Here is an 18,669-nt window from a genome sequence, read left to right on the forward strand (position 1 = left end):
GCGCAGGATTGGTCACTGCAGCCGGGGGCCTCCTGGCATGGCTTTGCCGAGGTGGTCGACGATTATGTGTTGCTCGACCCGCTGAAGGTCACGCTGGTCATGCCGGGATTGAGCGCCGGAGGTGTACTTGGGGAGCATGGCATTCCGGCAGCGGTGGTGGGCAAGTTTCTCTGGGAGCGTGGGCTGGTGGTCGAGAAGACCGGGCTGTACAGCTTCCTCGTGTTGTTCTCGATGGGCATCACCAAAGGCAAATGGAGCACGCTGCTGACCGAACTGCTGGAGTTCAAGCGGCACTACGATGCCAATACTGCGCTCGGCGTCTGCCTGCCGAGCATCGTCGCGGTAGATGCCAAGCGCTACCAGGGGCTTGGCTTACGTGAGCTGTGCGATCAGCTGCATGACTGTTACCGGGCCAACGCCACGGCCAAGCAATTGGTGCGCCTGTTCACCTGCCTGCCGGAGGTGGCGATGACCCCGGCTCAGGCCTATGACCACATGGTCCGCGGTGAGGTCGAAGCAGTACCGATCGAGGCATTGCAAGGGCGCGTCGCGGCGGTGATGCTGGTGCCATACCCACCGGGTATCGCACTGATCATGCCGGGCGAGCGCTTCACCGAAAAGACCCGCGCGATCCTCGATTACCTGGCATTTGCTCGCGCTTTCAGTAGCGGCTTTCCTGGCTTCGTTGCCGACGTCCATGGCCTTCAGGCCGACAACGACCGCTATACGGTCGATTGCATCAAGGAATGCGGATGATCTCGACGCCGCTCTGCGCCAGTTCGAAGCGATCCTCACCGAGGTGGGTGACCCGATCGCCGATGGCCAGGCGATAGGTGGTGATCGGTGCGCCCAAGGTGCTGCCGTCAGCCTGGAGCGTAGACTCCTGAAATTCGTGGACGGGATAGATGCGGCCTTCTGCATCACGGGCGTGGAATTGGCCGACCATTACTGCTGCCATTTGGGTGAAAACCTCTGAAATACGTAGGAAATGTCTGCAGGGATAGACCATGGAAGATACAGGGAAGTTTTCGGGTGTAGGAAAAAAAACCAAGTCGTCGCGCAGCGGTCATCTATAACTACAACGTCTCTTAACCCAGTAAAGGTAGGAAAATGCCATGACCCAGGTGTATTCGGTAGCGGTAGTCGTCGGCAGCTTGCGTAAGGACTCGTACAACCGCAAGGTCGCCCGTGCGCTCTCGGAGCTGGCGCCATCGAGCCTTGCGCTGAAGATCGTCGAGATCGGTGACCTGCCGCTGTACAGCGAAGATGTCGAGGCGGCCGGTGCGCCCGAGGCCTGGACGCGTTTTCGCGACGAAATAAGGCGCAGTGATGCAGTACTGTTCGTCACCCCGGAGTACAACCGTTCGGTGCCGGGTTGCCTGAAAAACGCCATCGATGTGGGTTCGCGACCCTATGGCCAGAGTGCCTGGAGCGGCAAACCGACCGCGGTGGCGAGCGTGTCGCCTGGTGCCATTGGTGGATTTGGCGCCAACCATGCGGTGCGTCAATCGCTGGTATTCCTCGACATGCCCTGCATGCAGATGCCGGAAGCCTATATCGGTGGTGCCGCTAGCCTGTTCGACGAGGCCGGCAAGCTGAGTGACAAGACTCGTCCGTTCTTGCAGGCCTTCATCGACAAGTTCGCTTCCTGGGTCAAGCTGAACCGGGCGGTCTGATAGACCATGTGCGCCTGTCCCATTGCATTCGCGGGCTTGCCCGCGAATGCCTCGACGCCGCTGCGTCAGAACGCCTGCGGCATCTCGCCCTTGGCCAACCGTCGGTTGATGTCGGCCACCACCTCCGGCAGATCGTTGATGGTATCGATCAGGTAGTGCGGTCGAGATCCCTCGAACATCGCATGGATCCGCTTGCGCTCGCTCTCCAGCTGCCCCGCGTCCAGCGCCTGGTATGCCTCCCAGGTCAGCCCCAGAGCATTGCCCGAGCACACCAGCGCCACGGTCCACATCCCCGCCCGGCGTCCTTCGAGAATGCCCGGCACGGTATCGTCGACCTTGACGCAGGCCGCCACGTCGTCGATACCCAGTGCAATCACGTTGGCCAGCGCCTGGGCCGGCCAAGGACGGCCATTCGGCGTCTCGTCGGTGGCCACCACGTGGTCGGCGACGTAACCATTCTGTGCAGCCAGTTCGACCACCTTGTCCATCACCACTTTCGGGTAGCCCGAGCACGAGCCGATCTTCAGTCCGCTCTGGCGCAGACCCGTGAGGGTTTCCAGCGCGCCGGGGATCAACGCCGAATGCACGGCGATCTTCTCGATCTGTAGCGGCATGAACCGGTTATAGATGGCCGTCACGTCATCATCTGTCGGCGTGCGACCGAACACCTTGCGATAGCGCTCGGCGATGGCCGGAACGTCGCACAGGGTACGAATGTGGTCCCACTTGCCCATGCCCATCGGTCCCCGGGCCTCTTCGATGGACACCTCTACATCGAACTCGGCGAAGGCCTCGACGAAGATCTGCGTGGGGGCGAACGAGCCGAAATCGACCACGGTGCCAGCCCAGTCGAGGATGGCGGCTTGCAGTTGGCTGGGGTTGCTGTAATTCATGTGTGCTGATTCCTGAAATTGGATGGGCCAAGGGTCAGATGTCGAGTACTTCCATTTCCCGCAGTACCTGGGCTACGGCATCGACGGCGGCTTGCATGCCCTCGGCGCCGACCACGCCGATGCAGCCGACGCGGAAGGTTTCGACCTGGGTCAGCTTGCCGGGGTAGAGGATGAAGCCTTTGGCCTTGACCCGCTCGTAGAAGTCCTTGAACTCATAGCGTGGGTCGTTGGGCGCGTGGAAGGTGACGATGATCGGCGCCTGGATCGCGGCGGGCAGGAAGCTGCGCAGGCCGATGGCAGCCATGCCGTCGAGCAGGGTGCGGCAATTGTCGGCGTAGCGTTGGTGACGGGCTGGCAACCCCCCTTCCTCGTTGTACTGCGCCAGGGCTTCGTGCAGGGCGGCGACCACGTGGGTGGGTGGGGTGAATCGCCACTGTCCGGTCTTGGCCATGTAGGCATGCTGGTCGTGCAGGTCCATGGCCAGAGAGTGGGCGTTGCCTTCGGCTGCTGCCAGGGCGTTTTTCTCGGCGAAGACGAAACCCATGCCCGGTACACCCTCCAGGCATTTGCCCGACGCGGCGATGAGGGCTTCGAAGGGGATCTGGCGGGCGTCGATCGGCAAGGCGCCGAACGAGCTCATGGCATCGATGATCAGGCGCTTGCCGTGACGCTCGACGACCTGGGCGATCTCCGCCAACGGATTGAGAATGCCGGTGCTGGTTTCGCAATGAATCAACGCCACATGGGTCAGGGCCGGATCAGCAGACAACAGGCGGTCGACATCGGCGGCAGTGGTCGGTTGGTCCTCGGCAGTTTCGAAGGTGCTGTAGGCACGACCCAGCACCTTGCAGATTTTCGCCAGGCGCTGGCCGTAGGCGCCGTTGATCAGCACCAGGACCTTGCCATCGCGGGGTACCAGTGTGCCGATGGCGGCTTCCACGGCAAAGGTGCCGCTCCCCTGTAGCGGGACGCAATGATGGCTGGCACTGCCGTCGATGATCGCCAACAACTGCTCGCAGACGCTGGCGGTGAGTTGGTTGAAATCGCGGTCCCAGGAACCCCAGTCCACCAGCATGGCTTGGCGGGTGCGCGCCGAGGTGGTCAATGGGCCGGGGGTCAGCAGAATCGGGGGGGTGCTCATGCCGTGGTTCCTCACAGGGGGTGGGCTGAATCCATGGCGCTCAGGTTGCAATTCCGGCTGTTATCAATCAAATTGTTTGTTGTTATGCCAGTTATAAGTCAGGCCGATACAGATGAATCTTTTCCAGCTTCGCGCCTTCGATGCCGTCGCCCGCGAAGGCAGCTTCACCCGCGCTGCAGCGCGGCTGTTCATCAGCCAGCCGGCAGTGACCGGCCACGTCAAGGCCCTGGAGGAGCATTACCAGATCACCCTGCTGCGTCGCACTGCCCGCCGGGTCGAGCTGACGGAGGAGGGCACGCGCCTGGCGGCGATCACCCGGGCGATGTTCGGCTTGGCCGAGGAAGCCCAGGCCATGCTAGAGGCCAACCGGCAGTTGCTGACCGGGCGCCTGGAGGTCGCGGCCGATGGCCCGCACCGGGTCATGCCGATGCTGGCGCAGTTGCGTGAGCGCTACCCGGGCATCACCGTCAATCTGCGTCTGGGCAATGCCCAGGAAACCCTGGCGGCGCTGTTGTCAGAGCATGCGGACGTCGCCGTGCTCACCGAAATCGAGCCACGCCAGGGGCTGTATCTGCAGAACCTGTGCGAGTCGCGGCTGTGTGCGCTGCTGCCGGCTGGGCATACCTGGGCAACTGCGCCGGATGACCTGCCGTTGGCCGATCTGCACGAACAGATCATGGTCCTGCGCGAGCCGAGCTCAACCACCCGCCGTACCTTCGACCGCGCCTGCGCGGCTGCCGGGGTGCATCCACGGGTGTTGCTGGAACTGGACAGTCGCGAAGCCGTGACCGAGGCGGTGGCTGCGCAGTTGGGGGTCGGCGTCGTATCGTCGACCGAAGTCGCCAACGATCCGCGCATCGTGGCGCGCCCCTTGGCTGGCGAAGGGCTGGTGAACCAGCACATGATCGGTTGCCTGGAACGCCGCCGTGAGTTGCGATTGATCCAGGCCTTTCTGCATCTGGCAGGTGAGTCTTGACATCCTCCCCGCCCTAAAGGACGGGAATTCCTACAGGTAGACGGCCATGCCCGACCGCGAGAATGTTCCTCGCCGCGTTAATGTCGCGGTCGTGAGTGACACCACACTCACAAGTCCATTCTCTTATTCCAAGGCCGGTCCTACCTTTCGGACTACTGGGCGGGAGTGCGCCGCAATGCGAACAGGCTTGGGTGGTGTACGCTTCGTTGACTTCATGAAAAACGATGCCTGCGCTATCGCACTTGTAAGACAGCATCGTTTTCAACATGCCCCAACCGGCGTCGTGCACCGACTTGGCCATTTGGGTCTTAGCCAACGCTTTGGGCTTGACGTTGCCAACAACGATCAGCCCGCACCGCTGCACAAGCGCGGTGCCGAAATTCGTTCAGGTAATTCCAGACAGTGTTAACCGACCGCGCCCACGCGCGCAGAGCGGGCGCATGCCTGTCCTTGATGCGCAATTGGAGGGTTTTGGTGGCTCTCACTCTGGATTGGCCTTTATCCATATTGTTCAGCAAAATAGCGCGTTTACCCTGGTTTTTTCAAGGTTGGTTTAGTGGAGAATTCATTGCGTGTTATTTCCCGGAATTGATGCAACCAGCCTGGCGGGGGAATGCGTTGTGGTCGGCGTCGTATTTCGCCGGCAGCGTAGGCGGTGCGCCATTGGAAGGGGTTCGGCGCTACATCGAGCAGCAAGACAGGCCGGCGTAAGGGCTCGCTGTTCGCACGCCTCGCTATCCCTCCCCGCACTAAAGTACGGGGTATCTCGCGGAGAAAACCGATGAGCGAGAAAGACACCATTTCCATGCAACTGGTCCGTGAAGCGCTGTTGCAGACCTGTCCGGCCGGGGAGCCGGATACCGCGTTGCTGGCGCGTGCCGATATCGATATCGAACAGTTGGGGCAAGCCGATGCACGGGTCAGCGCCGATGCCTATGCCCGGCTCTGGCGCTTGCTGGCACGACGTTGCAACGATGAATTCTTTGCCATGGACCGGCGTGGCCTGCCCACCGGCAGCCTGGCGTTCCTGTGCCGGGCCAGCATGGCCCAGCCGAGCGTCGGCGCGGGGCTGGATACCGCCCTGGCGTTCCTGTCGCTGATGCTCGAGGATCTGCAACCGAGCCTGGTCCGCCAGCAGAGCCTCGCCGAGATCGTCATCAACGAGCCGCGCGACACACCGCGTCGTGCCTTCACCTATTTCACCTTCTGGATGATCGTGCATGGGGTTGCCTGTTGGTTGGCCGGGCGTCGTATTCCGATCCTGGCGATCGACCTGCGCTGCGCCGAGCCGCCTTTCTGTGACGACTACCGGGTGATGTTCTCGGAGAATCTGCAGTTCGATCGTCCACGCACGCGCATGATCCTCACCGGCGATTGCCTGGAGCTGCCGATCAGGCGTACGCCCCAGGACCTGCAGCGGTTTCTGGCCGAGGCCCCGGGCAATATCCTGGTGAAGTACCGCGACCCTGACAGCCTGGCGCGGCGGATCCGCCGTAATCTGCTGAGCATGGACGCCGCCTGTTGGCCAGATGCCGAGCAACTGGCCAGTGAGTTGTGCATGTCCGCCTCGACCCTGCGCCGCCGTCTCGGCGAGCAGGGGCAGACCTATCAGGGACTCAAGGACAGCGTGCGCAGAGAGCTCGCCATCGCCTGGCTGGCCGAGCCGGAGCTGGGACTGGTTCAGGTGGCCGAGCGCCTGGGGTTTGCCGACAGCAGCTCCTTCTACAAGGCCTTCCGCAAATGGTTCGGTTGCAATCCCGGCCATTACCGCACCTTGATGTTGCAGGGTCAGGAGCGAATCTAGGGGAGCCAGCTCCCTGGGCAGGGCCCGCTGCAGTCGCGGCGCTTCCCTCTGCTGTGGTGTCAATCGTGAGCGCAGAGTCGGGGTTTGCCATTCATTTGGGAACCCCCATGACGCAGGTTAAGACCACCACCCTCGACAGCGCCCCGGACCGTTTCGTGGCAGCCCGGCTGCCCAGCTGGCTGCAGCAGGCGTCAGTCGAGCAGATCAACACGTTACGTGACCGCTACGCGGCCCATCGGCGCAGTCATGAACGACTGACCCAGGCGCTGCAGCCGTTGCAGACTCCCCAGGCGTACGCCGAGGCGGCCTACTCGGCGCTGCTCGACGGCGCCGCGGCCGATGCGGGGCTCTCCGGCTTGCAGTGGCTGGACGTGCGCCGGCGCTTTACCGTTCCGGCAGATGGCGGGCTGCCGACCGACGAGACGGTGTATGTCCGTTCGCCGGCTTTGCTGCGCTTGATGCAGAATTTTCCGGGCACCGACTCATCCTACCTGGGTAGCGGCCTGGTGCTGATCGACCAGAATGCGGTGCTGTCGGGGGATCCTAACGCATTTGCCAGGCGCTGCCGGGAACTGGATGTCGGCAAGCAGTACCAGGCGTTACTCGAGCAGCAGGCCACCGCGCAGGTGCGCACATTGTTGGCCGAGCACAAACGTACCGGTTTTGCCTTGGCGGTCGAACTGGCGGCGCTGCGTGGCGTACTGCAACCCAGCCAGCACGCGGCGCTGCTGGGAATGGTCGAGCCTGGTTCGGGGCATGGCCGGCCAGCATTGCATGTGTATCCAGGCCAACTGAAAATGCTCGATCGGATGGCCGCTGACGGCTTGCTCATGCAACTGCGCGGTGCCGAGGGTGAAGACCTGGGCGTGGTGTTGTACCTGCCACAGGATGCCGAGCAGCCGCTGCAGCATTTTGCCAATCTCTCGACGCTCAACCAGGGCCTGGCTGCCGAATTGCGCAAAGCGACCGTGCACAGGCGCATCGGCGAAATGATCGGACTGCGCGAGCGCGCTGCCTTTACCGCCACGCTGAACAAGCGGCTGCTCGACAGCGACACTGACCTGCAGTTGCAAGGGGCGACTCTGCAAGGCGATGTGTTCAAGCACCTGGCGGACCAGCATATCCTGCGGCTCAAGGACGATGCGCGTCTGTTGCTGGTGCCCAATGCGGATGCCGATGCGAGCAACGCCCATGCGCGCCTGGCACGTTGGGAGGGCATCGGCATGGGGGCGCTGGGTATCGCTGGCCTGTTCGTACCCGTGTTGGGCGAGCTGCTGTTGGCCCAGTTGGTGGTCCATACCGTCAAGGAGAGTTACGAAGGTGTAGCTGACTGGGCCCAAGGCCATCGACATGAAGCCATGGAGCATCTGCTGGGTGTCGCTGAGGTGGTCGCGGCCACTGCCGTTACCGTGGTGGGCGCTGGGCTGGTGGCTCGCGGCTTTGCCCGCAGCGGCTTCATTGACAGTTTGCAGCCGGTCGAAAGCGACGAGCAAGAAGCCAGGTTGTGGAATCAGGATCTCACGCCGTTCGAGGTCAGTCCTGTGCAGCCGGTACTGCAGGAAGATGGTCTGTTCACGGATGGAGACCGTCGCCTGTTGCGCATTGACGGGCGCTTCTATGAGGTGCACCAACCTCGGCCAGACGGGCCTTGGCGGCTACGTCATCGCCTGCGCCGCGATGCGTTCGGGCCGGAACTACATGGCAATGGTGACCGTTACTGGCGCCTGCGTCTGGAACAGCCGATGGACTGGGACGACAGTTCGCGCATGCTCGACCGACTGTGGCCCAGCGACCCGCCGCTGGAGCCGTCGCGGGCGGAGCAAGTGTTGCAGGCAGCGGGTATGGACCAGAATGAACTGCGCGGGCTGTTGGTGGAGAACCGGCCCGTACCTTTCAACCTGCGCGATGCCTTGAGCCGCTTCGAGGCCGATGCGCGCATCGCCAAGTTGCTTGTGCGTGTCAGTCAGCCCCTACCCCTGGTGGATGATCCGCAGATTCTGGCATGGTGCAAGACCCGGCCAGGGATGGAAAACCTCAGCGAGACGCAAATGGCCACGCGGCTTGCACAGGATCCAGCGTCCTGGCGCGCCGACCTGTTTGCCCACTTGAGTGCCGCTGATGAAGCTGACGATCCCCTGTTGGCAATCGTCCAGCGAGACTTTCCCGGTCTGCCCGCACGTTATGCCCGAGAGGCCGTGCAAGGCCTGCCGCGAAACATGGAGCGCGTAGCGGTACTTGCAGGCAGGGTGCCGCTGCAGGTCGCCGACAAGGCCCGTTCACTGTTGGCCCAGGCGCGGGTCAACCGCGCCGTCGAAGGCCTGTTCCTCGATGACAGCTACACGGCGGGCACGGGCGAGCTGGTGTTCGCTTTGCTACGGCGATTGCCTCACTGGCCCTTCGCGCTGAACCTGGAGCTGCGAGAAGGCTCGGACAGCGGCCGGTTGCTGGCGACCTTGAATCCACAAGGTCAGCCCGAGATGCGTACGGTGTTGGTCCAGCGAGACGGTCGATTCCGCTTGTACGATCATCGTGGGCTACTGCGTGAGGAAGACGTCGACGATCCTGCGGATATGTTCAGTGCCGTGACCGCGTTGCTCAGCCCTGCACAGCGCGAGGCACTTGGGCTCGATGTCGATCATGCGGGGGCGGGGCTGCGTGCCCGGCTCATAGCACGGCTGCCGACAGATCGCCGTGAGCTGCTCAACCTCCTGGGGTGGCGGGAGGCGCCGCCTTGGTTCAATCCAGCGATGCGCTTGAGCGATGGCCGTGTCGGTTACCCCCTGGGGGGGTTGATATCGCGCCGGCAAGGTGTGGTCGGTACCTTCCGTGACCGGATCCGGGCGCTCTATCCAAGCTTCAATGAGGCCCAGGTGGAGGCCTTCCTGCAAGGGCTGTTGCGTGAAGAGGGTTCGCCGTTCGACCATCTGCTGCAGCATGAGCGCAATTATGCGCGGCTCGATCGCGCCCTCGAGCAGTGGCAAGGGGCGGTGCGCAATCGCGGCGTCCGGGTACAGCGCCTGCACATGGCCAACATGTTACGTGCGGCGTGGCGCATGGAAGGGGAGCTGGTTCTGGCCAACGACGGTCGTACCGGCAGCCTGCGACTGAACCTCAGTGGCTGGCGCATCACGCAGCTACCTGCATTGCCGGCAGAGGTGGACCTGAGCCATGTGGGCGAACTGATACTGGCTGGCCAGGACCTGGAGCAGGTGCCGGCGAACTTCTTGCGCTGCTTCGCTCAGTTGCACACTTTGACCATCACCAACAATCGCTTGACCGCGATTCCGGCCGGTATCGCTCACCTGCCTGCGCTGCGCCACCTGACGTTGATGGCCAACCGTATTCGCATGACACCCAGCAATCGCGAAGTATTGAGCTCGTTGGCGCGGCTGCATTCGCTGAACCTGAGCCACAACACATTGGGCGAACTGGACCTGCGCTTCGACATGCCGTCGCGATTGCGTGCCTTGCGCTTGTCGTTCTGCGGGTTGACGTCGGTCCCCGCAGGCCTTGAACAGTGCCGGGACTTGGACTTCGTTGACCTGAGCGACAACTCGATCACTGACATTCCTCTTTCCCTCAGGCAGCTTCCTTGGGCCACTCGAGCGCGGATCAATTTCCACCGTAATCCGTTGCCGGTGCAGGTCCGGGAGATCTTCTATGGCATCGACCAGCATGGCGTGATCGCCAGGCAAGCGCCGCCAGCCCTGCCGGCGATGGACAGATGGTTGCAGGGCGAGCCAGCTTCCAACCATTTGGCCAGGTCGCAGCTCTGGGCCCGCTTGCGCGGACAAGCCGGCAGTGGCGGACTGTTCAGCCTGCTGCAAGCATTGACCGACGCCAGCGACTTCACCCGGGAGCCTGACTATGTGCGTGACCAGGTGTGGAGTTTGCTGGAAGCGCTGGACGAGGACCAGGCGCTGCAACGGCGCATCTTTGCCAGCGCCGTGGAGCCGCAGGGATGCGTGGACAGCGTGGCGGAGCGTTTCAGCCGCCTGCAGATCGAGGTGCTGGTCTACGTTGCGCAAAAAAGCAGTATCGAAACGGATGCGCAGGCGGCGCTGCTCGAACTGGGCAGGCGACTGTTCCGCCTGGAGCGGGTTGACCACTTCGCTTTCGAGGTGGTTAGGCAAAGGCACCTCGCCGGTGTGCAGGTGGACGACCTGGAGGTCGTGCTTGGCTATCGCATTCGTCTGGCCCAGGCGCTGCATCTGCCTTGCCAGCCCCGAACCATGAGGTTCGACATGCTGGCAGCGATCTCCCCACAAAGCGAGCAGCAAGCGTTGGCCACGGTGCGTGCGGAGGAGACGCCGGAAGCGCTGGCACAAAGCCTCGTCACGCGGGACTTCTGGGTCAGCTATCTGCGCACCCAGCACCATCAGGTCTTCGCCGAACTCGATGAGGCATTTGCCGAACAGGGGACGCAACTCGATGAGCAGGTGGAGGAGCTGAGCAGCGAGGCCTATCGGCAGCAATGGGACGCGCTGACCGCCGAGCGCGAGGCGGCTCGGCAGGACCTGGCGCTTGAGCTGACCCGCGAAGCCTTGAGCCGAGATCAAGCCGAATTGGGCCAAACCGCTCATCGCGATTGACCGCTTTGGCCATTGTCCGCGCGCGGCCTTGGCGGGACCATCGTCAGACCTTTGGTGCGATTCCAACAATAACAAACCAGGAGTCTGACGATGCGCGATTACGCCGAGGCTGTTCGTTCGTTCCAGTATGCCGATGCCGTGCAAGCGGCGTTGCATGGCAACCTGAGCGCGCTCAATGCGTGCGTCGAATGTTGCGACCGTCATGTCGGTGGCGACCGCACGGCGCTTGTCTGGGAGAGCGGCGACGGTTGCGGGAAGCGCTACAGTTTCGAACAGTTGCAGCACATGGCAGGGCGTTTCGCCAATGTGCTGCGCGACCATGGGATCGGTCCTGGCGACCGGGTGGCCGGGCTCATGCCGCGGACTCCGGAGCTGTTGGTGACGATTCTGGCCACCTGGCGACTGGGAGCGGTGTACCAGCCGTTGTTCACCGCTTTCGGGCCCAAGGCCATCGAACACCGTCTGCATCAGTCGCAGGCCAAGGTCGTGGTCACCGACCAGGGTAACCGTGGCAAGCTCGATGAAGTCGCCGAATGCCCGGCGCACATCACCGTCAACGCCCGACCCGCAGAGGCGGACTTCCAGCGACTGCTCGACGCCGCATCGGCCGAGTGCCAACCGGTCATGCTCACCGGTGACGATCCTTTCTTGCTGATGTTCACCTCGGGCACGACCGGTCCGGCCAAACCGTTGGAGGTTCCCCTGCGTGCCATCGTCGCCTTCCAGGGCTACATGCGCGATGCCATCGACCTGCGAGCCGACGACGTTTTCTGGAACCTGGCCGACCCGGGCTGGGCCTACGGCCTCTACTACGCCGTCACCGGTCCCCTGGCACTGGGTCACGCCACGACGTTCTACGATGGCCCGTTCAGCGTGGAAAGTTGTGCGCGGGTGATCGACAAGCTGGGCATCACCAATCTTGCCGGCTCGCCCACCGCCTACCGCCTGCTGATTGCCGCTGGCGAGGTCTTCGCGACACCGATCAAGGGGCGCTTGCGGGTGGTCAGCAGTGCAGGCGAGCCGCTCAACCCTGAAGTCATCCGCTGGTTCCGCGACGAACTGGGGGTCACCATCCATGACCATTACGGGCAGACCGAGCTGGGTATGGTGCTGTGCAACCACCATGGCCTGGAACATCCCGTGAATCTGGGCTCGGCCGGTTTCGCCATCCCTGGCCATCGCATCGTCGTCCTCGACGAACACAACCGCGAACTTCCGGCCGGGCAGCCGGGCATCCTGGCGGTCGATCGCGAACAATCGCCGCTGTGCTGGTTCGGCGGCTATCACGCTTCGCCGACCAAGGCATTCATCGGCAAGTACTACCTCAGCGGCGATACCGTCGAGCTCAACGAAGATGGCAGCATCAGTTTCGTCGGTCGCAGCGACGACGTGATCACAACCTCCGGCTACCGGGTCGGGCCGTTCGACGTCGAGAGTGCGTTGATCGAACATCCGGCAGTGATCGAGGCCGCGGTGATCGGCAAGCCGGACCTGGAACGCACCGAGTTGATCAAGGCCTTCGTGGTATTGGCCAGCGGTGTCGAGGGCAGTGCCGAGCTTGCGGAAACCCTTCGCCAGCACGTGCGCAAGCGCCTGTACGCCCATGCTTATCCGCGTGAAATCGAGTTCGTCAGCGAGCTGCCGAAAACCCCGAGCGGCAAGCTGCAACGTTTCATCCTGCGTAACCAGGAAATCGCCAAACAACAAGCGCAACAGGCCGTTCGCGCCAGCGCCTGAGGACCCTACATCATGCATATCGCCAACAAGCACTTCATCGTCAGCGGCGCAGCCTCCGGACTCGGCGCAGCCACCGCGCAGATGCTGGTCGAGGCTGGCGCCAAGGTCATGCTGGTCGACCTCAATGCCCAGGCGGTCGAGGCCAAGGCCCGCGAGCTAGGCGACAACGCCCGCTTCGCGGTGGCCGACATCAGCGACGAGCAGGCGGCACAGGCTGCTGTGGATGCCGCGCTCAGCGCCTTTGGCAGCCTGCAGGGGCTGATCAATTGCGCTGGCATCGTCGGCGCCGAAAAGGTCTTGGGAAAGCAAGGCCCCCATGGGCTGGCCAGCTTCGCCAAGGTCATTAACGTCAACCTGGTCGGTAGCTTCAATCTGTTGCGCCTGGCTGCAGCGGCCATAGCCGAGGGCAGCGCTGATGAAGGCGGCGAGCGCGGGGTGATCATCAACACCGCCTCCATCGCCGCCTACGATGGGCAGATCGGCCAAGCCGCCTACGCTGCCTCCAAGGGCGCCATCGCCAGCCTGACCCTACCTGCAGCCCGCGAGCTGGCGCGTTTCGGTATTCGCGTGATGACCATCGCCCCCGGGATCTTCGAGACGCCGATGATGGCCGGCATGACCCAGGAAGTGCGCGACTCGCTGGCCGCTGGCGTCCCGTTCCCGCCGCGTCTGGGACGCCCGCAGGAATACGCCGCCCTGGCCCGCCACATCATCGAGAACAGCATGCTCAACGGCGAGGTGATCCGCCTCGACGGCGCGCTGCGCATGGCTGCCAAGTAAAGGAGTTGAAGATATGTCCATTGCCAACGACCCGGTCGTCATCGTCAGTGCTGCACGTACACCCATGGGCGGCCTGCAGGGCGACCTCAAGAGCCTTACCGCGCCACAGCTGGGCAGCGCGGCCATACGTGCCGCGGTCGAGCGCGCCGGCATCGACGCGGCTAGCGTGGAGCAGGTGCTGTTCGGCTGCGTCCTGCCGGCCGGGCAGGGGCAGGCGCCAGCGCGTCAGGCCGCCCTTGGCGCGGGCCTGGACAAGCACACGACCTGCACCACCTTGAACAAGATGTGTGGATCTGGCATGCAGGCTGCGATCATGGCCCATGACCTGCTGCTGGCCGGCAGCGCCGAGGTGGTGGTGGCAGGTGGCATGGAGAGCATGAGCAATGCCCCGTACCTGCTGGACAAGGCCCGTGGTGGCTATCGCATGGGCCATGGTCGGGTCATCGACCATATGTTCATGGACGGCTTGGAGGACGCCTACGACAAGGGTCGACTGATGGGCACCTTCGCCGAGGATTGCGCTCAGGCCAACGCGTTCAGCCGCGAAGTCCAGGACCGCTTCGCCATCGACTCGCTGACCCGTGCTCAGGCGGCCATCAGTAGTGGTCGTTTCGCCGCCGAGATCGTCCCGGTGGAGGTCATCGAGGGCAAGCAGACCCGACTCATCAAGGATGACGAGCAACCGCCCAAGGCCCGCCTGGACAAGATCCCGCAGCTCAAACCGGCGTTCCGTGAAGGCGGCACGGTGACGGCGGCCAACTCGAGTTCGATTTCCGATGGCGCTGCCGCATTGCTGCTGATGCGTCGCTCAGAGGCTGAAAAACGCGGTCTCAAGCCGCTGGCGGTGATCCACGGGCATTCTGCGTTCGCCGACACTCCGGCGCTGTTTCCTACCGCACCGATCGGTGCAATCGACAAACTGATGCAGCGCACCGGTTGGCGCCTGGGTGAGGTCGATCTGTTCGAGATCAACGAAGCCTTCGCTGTGGTGACCCTGGCTGCCATGAAGCATCTCGACCTGCCCCACGAGAAGGTCAACATTCATGGCGGCGCCTGCGCCTTGGGCCACCCCATCGGCGCCTCGGGCGCACGGATCCTGGTGACCTTGCTATCGGCCCTGCGCCAGAACAACCTGCGCCGAGGCGTGGCGGCCATCTGCATCGGCGGCGGCGAAGCCACGGCCATGGCCATCGAATGCTTGTACTGAGGTGAACCATGCTGGTAACTGACGAACAACAACAAATCGCCGACGCGGTGCGCGACTTTGCCCAGGAGCGGCTCAAGCCTTTTGCCGAGCAGTGGGACAAGGAGCACCGCTTCCCCACGCAAGCCATCCAGGAAATGGCCGAGCTAGGCTTGTTCGGCATGCTGGTACCGGAACAATGGGGCGGCAGCGATACCGGTTATGTGGCCTATGCCATGGCCCTGGAGGAAATCGCCGCCGGCGATGGCGCCTGCTCGACCATCATGAGCGTGCACAACTCGGTAGGTTGCGTGCCGATCCTGCGCTTCGGCAACGAGCAGCAGAAGATGCAGTTCCTCACCCCACTGGCCAGTGGCGCGATGCTCGGGGCGTTCGCCCTGACCGAACCTCAGGCCGGCTCCGATGCCAGCAGCTTGAAGACCCGTGCCCGCCGTGACGGTGACGAATATGTGCTCAATGGCAGCAAGCAGTTCATCACCTCCGGGCTCAACGCCGGAGTGGTGATCGTCTTCGCCGTGACCGATCCACAGGCCGGCAAGCGCGGTATCAGCGCGTTCATCGTGCCCACTGATTCACCCGGCTACCAGGTGGCGCGAATCGAGGACAAGCTCGGCCAGCACGCTTCGGATACCTGCCAGATCGTCTTCGACGATGTGCGTGTGCCGGTGGCCAACCGCCTGGGCGAGGAGGGCGAAGGCTACAAGATCGCCCTGGCCAATCTCGAAGGCGGTCGTATCGGTATTGCCTCCCAGGCGGTGGGCATGGCGCGAGCGGCCTTCGAGGTGGCACGTGACTATGCCCACGAGCGTCGAAGTTTCGGCAAACCGCTGATCGAGCATCAGGCAGTGGCCTTCCGGCTGGCCGACATGGCGACGCGCATCGCCGTTGCGCGGCAGATGGTGTTGCATGCTGCGGCGCTGCGCGATGCCGGGCGACCAGCCTTGGTAGAAGCTTCGATGGCAAAGCTTTTTGCCTCGGAAATGGCCGAAAAGGTCTGTTCGGACGCCTTGCAGACCTTGGGTGGATATGGCTATCTGAGCGACTTCCCGCTGGAGCGGATCTATCGCGACGTACGTGTCTGCCAGATCTATGAAGGCACCAGCGACATACAGCGCATGGTCATTGCGCGCAATCTTTGAAGGAGCAGACCGCATGGCATTCGAAACCATCCTGTTGGATATCCACGGCAAAGTCGGCCTGATCACCCTCAACCGCCCCCAGGCGCTGAACGCCCTGAATGCGCAGATCGTCGGTGAAATCAACCAGGCCCTGGACCAGCTCGAGCGTGACCCGAACATCGGCTGCGTGGTGCTGACTGGTTCTGCCAAGGCCTTTGCCGCCGGCGCCGACATCAAGGAAATGGCCGACCTGCAGTATCCTCAGATCTACGTCGATGACCTGTTCAGCGATGCCGATCGTATCGCCAACCGGCGTAAGCCGATCATCGCCGCCGTGTCCGGCTTTGCCTTGGGTGGAGGCTGCGAACTGGCGATGATGTGCGACTTCATCCTGGCCGCCGACAATGCCAAGTTCGGCCAGCCGGAAATCAACCTGGGCGTACTGCCTGGCATGGGCGGAACCCAGCGGCTGACCCGCGCGGTGGGCAAGGCCAAGGCCATGGAGCTGTGCCTCAGTGGCCGCCTGATGGGCGCCGAGGAAGCCGAGCGGGCGGGGCTGGTGGCGCGGGTGGTGCCACAAGCGCAATTGCTGGAAGAAGCACTGAAGGTGGCCGCCACCATCGCCAGCAAGTCGATCCCGGTCAGCATGATGGTCAAGGAGAGTGTCAACCGCGCTTTCGAGGTCAACCTCAGCGAAGGCGTACGCTTCGAGCGTCGAGTCTTCCACGCAGCGTTCTCCACCGAAGACCAGAAGGAAGGCATGGCAGCGTTCATCGCTAAACGTGAGCCGCAATTCAAGGACTGTTAGACGACAACCTGCCGTGCTCGGCAACCCCACAGCTTTCGAGGTGTGGGGTTTTTCTTTTTTTATAGGTACCCTGGCGGTGCGCTATGACCGACTCTGCAGTCATCGGCTGGCACCGACCAGCGGAATCCAGGCCATTTCAGGTGAATTACCCCCTGATTGCTGTTGCTCCATGCGACGTGGCGCCTTAGACTGCCGCCCCCTGCAAAAGAGTGCCGGTTGGCGCTTGAAGAATTCCGTGCTCGATGCCGAGGCATCGAGCGCACCCGAATCGCCCAAATGCACATTTTTTCATAGAGATATCGATGACCAAGGAACAGTTGCTGGCCATGTCGGCCGATGACTACATGAACGCTGACCAGCTGGCATTCTTCACCGGCCTGCTGCAAGCGATGAAAGTCGAAACCCATGAACGCATCGAGCTGAGCCGCGCCACCATCGAAAGCCTGGATACCCCATCGGATCCGGCTGACGTGGCTTCGGTCGAAGAGGAGCGTCACTGGTTGGTCAATGCCATCGAGCGCGACCAGCGTTTGCTACCGCAGCTGGAGATGGCCCTGGGCCGTATCGCCGACGAGAGCTTTGGCTGGTGCGACGACAGCGGTGAGCCAATCGGCCTGCAGCGACTGCTGATCAGTCCGACCACCAAGTACTGCATCGAAGCCCAGGAGCGCCACGAGCAGCTCGACCGCCACCAACGGCAGATCTGACCGAGCGCGGTGTGCAAAGCCCCACGGAGCAATCCCTGGGGCTTTTTGCATTGTTTGGCTGCACAGAGAAGCGTGCATGGGCAAAGGTGCGAGTTGCCTATGTAAGGTGGCACTTTTCCTGGCGCCGGCGCAGGCGTATCATTGACCTATCGTTAGGCTGCTAAGTAATGCGCCCTGCCATGATGCGATGCAGCGACAGCGGGTAAGAAATATCGTTTTCCTCTCGACGGATTTCAGTGTTTTCGTGCATATTTCCTTGTGCGATGTCCCGATGGCGCCAGAGCCAGACTTCTGCCCCGGCTCTGTAGTTATCCATTGCATCTTTTCCGGCGTGACTGTTGTCTGACGTTACGCTTCCCGATTGGGAACTATGTCGTAAGCCCCGCACGACGCTTTTCCGGCAGTGTGCCTTGACGTTTCCTGCAAGCTGCATCGCCAAGCGGCACAGATAGTGCGTGCACAGCTTCATTACTATTTTTGTTTATCGACTTGAAATGACCGTGCCTCGTCCAGCGCGAGAGGGGGGCGGGATGTTACCGGTTTGAGGATCACTTCATTGGCAGTCAGTACTCTTGATACCCACGCCTTGTTTGCCTTGGGCGATTTGCGCGGCAAGTTGGCCAAGCTGTTCCAAGGGCGTTTCATTTATATTACCGAACAGAATCCTGAAGGCCTGTACATGGCCGAGATCGATACCGACAGCGCGTTGGTGGTCGACGACAAACAGCGACTAGAGCTGAAAGTGGGTGACCACTTTCGTGCCGCCGTATTGCCCAGCCGTGAAGGCGGCAAGTTGGAAATGCGCTTTCGCGAGATCAAGTTGAACGTCTACGGCGTGGGCGACTATGCCTTCGTCTCGGTGCCGGAGGGCGAGGGTATCGTATTCCGCGAGGGCCAGGGCGTCATGCTGGTATTTGCTGCCCAACAGCAGGTGCAGGAAGGCCTGGGCAAGTTGCTGAAGGCGGTGACCGGTAAGGTCGCCAAGTGGCGCAAGGGCGAGCTGACCACCTTCAAGGCCAGCGAATGAACCAGGACCCGGCCGAAGGGCGCGCTGCCTTTCACCGTGAGCATGGGCCTGCGGCACTCGCCGAGGCCCAGCGCCTGCTGGCCATGCGCGAACAGTTGCAGGGTACTTGGCTGAACTGGGTGGCTGGGCAGCTTTACCAGCTCAGCCCGCCGCCTTATGCCGCCATGGTCCGTCGCGAGTTGCAACGCCTGACTCGACACTAATGT

At 62.7% G+C, this 18,669-nt stretch carries 18 protein-coding genes and 1 pseudogene; 14 read left to right on the forward strand and 5 right to left on the reverse strand.

Annotated elements, in window-relative coordinates; translation table 11 throughout:
- Positions 1–756: pseudogene (locus E2H86_RS24675) on the forward strand (lysine decarboxylase); the annotation flags it as partial.
- Here E2H86_RS24675 and E2H86_RS24680 read toward each other — a convergent pair.
- Positions 740–958: a hypothetical protein gene (locus E2H86_RS24680; protein WP_133332120.1), complete on the reverse strand. Its 219-nt coding sequence runs from the start codon at positions 956–958 to the stop codon at positions 740–742. The pseudogene E2H86_RS24675 and the gene E2H86_RS24680 overlap by 17 nt on opposite strands.
- 157 nt (positions 959–1,115) lie before the next feature.
- Here E2H86_RS24680 and E2H86_RS24685 point away from each other — a divergent pair, with 157 nt between their 5' ends.
- The gene (locus tag E2H86_RS24685) at positions 1,116–1,676 is read left to right on the forward strand and encodes an NADPH-dependent FMN reductase (protein WP_133332121.1); all 561 of its coding nucleotides are present in this window, start codon (positions 1,116–1,118) and stop codon (positions 1,674–1,676) included.
- A gap of 65 nt (positions 1,677–1,741) precedes the next feature.
- On the opposite strand, the gene phnX is transcribed toward E2H86_RS24685, so the two are convergent.
- Together phnX and E2H86_RS24695 are read right to left on the reverse strand one after the other, a co-directional pair.
- Positions 1,742–2,569, reverse strand: a complete 828-nt coding sequence (gene phnX, locus E2H86_RS24690) for a phosphonoacetaldehyde hydrolase (protein WP_133332122.1) — start codon at positions 2,567–2,569, stop codon at positions 1,742–1,744.
- Positions 2,570–2,603: 34 nt separating this feature from the next.
- The gene (locus E2H86_RS24695; protein ID WP_133332123.1) at positions 2,604–3,710 is read right to left on the reverse strand and encodes a 2-aminoethylphosphonate--pyruvate transaminase; all 1,107 of its coding nucleotides are present in this window, start codon (positions 3,708–3,710) and stop codon (positions 2,604–2,606) included.
- A gap of 112 nt (positions 3,711–3,822) precedes the next feature.
- Between E2H86_RS24695 and E2H86_RS24700 the strand changes: the two genes are divergently transcribed.
- The gene (locus E2H86_RS24700; RefSeq protein ID WP_133332124.1) at positions 3,823–4,686 is read left to right on the forward strand and encodes a LysR substrate-binding domain-containing protein; all 864 of its coding nucleotides are present in this window, start codon (positions 3,823–3,825) and stop codon (positions 4,684–4,686) included.
- Positions 4,687–4,699: 13 nt separating this feature from the next.
- Here the strand turns inward: E2H86_RS24700 and E2H86_RS24705 are convergent, their stop codons facing one another.
- Positions 4,700–5,050 carry an RNA-guided endonuclease InsQ/TnpB family protein gene (locus tag E2H86_RS24705; protein WP_243744098.1) on the reverse strand — a complete coding sequence of 117 codons (351 nt, stop codon included), beginning with the start codon at positions 5,048–5,050 and terminating at the stop codon, positions 4,700–4,702.
- 89 nt (positions 5,051–5,139) lie between these two features.
- Here E2H86_RS24705 and E2H86_RS26480 point away from each other — a divergent pair, with 89 nt between their 5' ends.
- From E2H86_RS26480 to E2H86_RS24750, 9 genes are all read left to right on the forward strand, one after another.
- The gene (locus E2H86_RS26480) at positions 5,140–5,397 is read left to right on the forward strand and encodes a transposase (protein ID WP_306767655.1); all 258 of its coding nucleotides are present in this window, start codon (positions 5,140–5,142) and stop codon (positions 5,395–5,397) included.
- Positions 5,398–5,467: 70 nt separating this feature from the next.
- Complete coding sequence (locus E2H86_RS24715) at positions 5,468–6,490, forward strand: AraC family transcriptional regulator (protein ID WP_133332125.1); 1,023 nt, start codon at positions 5,468–5,470, stop codon at positions 6,488–6,490.
- Positions 6,491–6,597: 107 nt separating this feature from the next.
- The gene (locus tag E2H86_RS24720; protein ID WP_165976118.1) at positions 6,598–11,082 is read left to right on the forward strand and encodes an NEL-type E3 ubiquitin ligase domain-containing protein; all 4,485 of its coding nucleotides are present in this window, start codon (positions 6,598–6,600) and stop codon (positions 11,080–11,082) included.
- Between the two features lie 90 nt (positions 11,083–11,172).
- A complete protein-coding gene (locus E2H86_RS24725) occupies positions 11,173–12,819 on the forward strand; it encodes an acyl-CoA synthetase (protein WP_133332127.1) in 1,647 nt (548 codons plus the stop codon).
- A 12-nt stretch (positions 12,820–12,831) separates the two neighbouring features.
- The gene (locus tag E2H86_RS24730) at positions 12,832–13,599 is read left to right on the forward strand and encodes an SDR family NAD(P)-dependent oxidoreductase (protein ID WP_133332128.1); all 768 of its coding nucleotides are present in this window, start codon (positions 12,832–12,834) and stop codon (positions 13,597–13,599) included.
- A 13-nt stretch (positions 13,600–13,612) separates the two neighbouring features.
- Positions 13,613–14,806, forward strand: coding sequence for an acetyl-CoA C-acyltransferase (locus E2H86_RS24735; RefSeq protein ID WP_133332129.1), 1,194 nt, complete (start codon positions 13,613–13,615; stop codon positions 14,804–14,806).
- A gap of 8 nt (positions 14,807–14,814) precedes the next feature.
- Positions 14,815–15,942, forward strand: coding sequence for an acyl-CoA dehydrogenase (locus tag E2H86_RS24740; RefSeq protein WP_133332130.1), 1,128 nt, complete (start codon positions 14,815–14,817; stop codon positions 15,940–15,942).
- 13 nt (positions 15,943–15,955) lie between these two features.
- A complete protein-coding gene (locus tag E2H86_RS24745) occupies positions 15,956–16,729 on the forward strand; it encodes an enoyl-CoA hydratase (protein ID WP_133332131.1) in 774 nt (257 codons plus the stop codon).
- A 302-nt stretch (positions 16,730–17,031) separates the two neighbouring features.
- Positions 17,032–17,436: a TraR/DksA family transcriptional regulator gene (locus tag E2H86_RS24750; protein ID WP_012315289.1), complete on the forward strand. Its 405-nt coding sequence runs from the start codon at positions 17,032–17,034 to the stop codon at positions 17,434–17,436.
- Positions 17,437–17,596: 160 nt separating this feature from the next.
- Here the strand turns inward: E2H86_RS24750 and E2H86_RS26055 are convergent, their stop codons facing one another.
- Positions 17,597–17,752, reverse strand: a complete 156-nt coding sequence (locus E2H86_RS26055) for a hypothetical protein (protein ID WP_165976119.1) — start codon at positions 17,750–17,752, stop codon at positions 17,597–17,599.
- Positions 17,753–17,992: 240 nt separating this feature from the next.
- Here E2H86_RS26055 and E2H86_RS24755 point away from each other — a divergent pair, with 240 nt between their 5' ends.
- A complete protein-coding gene (locus tag E2H86_RS24755; protein ID WP_133332132.1) occupies positions 17,993–18,463 on the forward strand; it encodes a hypothetical protein in 471 nt (156 codons plus the stop codon).
- On the forward strand, positions 18,460–18,666 hold the full coding sequence (locus E2H86_RS24760) for a hypothetical protein (protein WP_133332133.1): 207 nt from the start codon (positions 18,460–18,462) through the stop codon (positions 18,664–18,666). Before E2H86_RS24755 ends, E2H86_RS24760 begins: the two co-directional genes overlap by 4 nt.
- Positions 18,667–18,669 lie beyond the last annotated feature (3 nt).

The sequence above is a fragment of the Pseudomonas putida genome (genome assembly GCF_004357765.1).
Lineage (GTDB): Bacteria > Pseudomonadota > Gammaproteobacteria > Pseudomonadales > Pseudomonadaceae > Aquipseudomonas > Aquipseudomonas putida_U.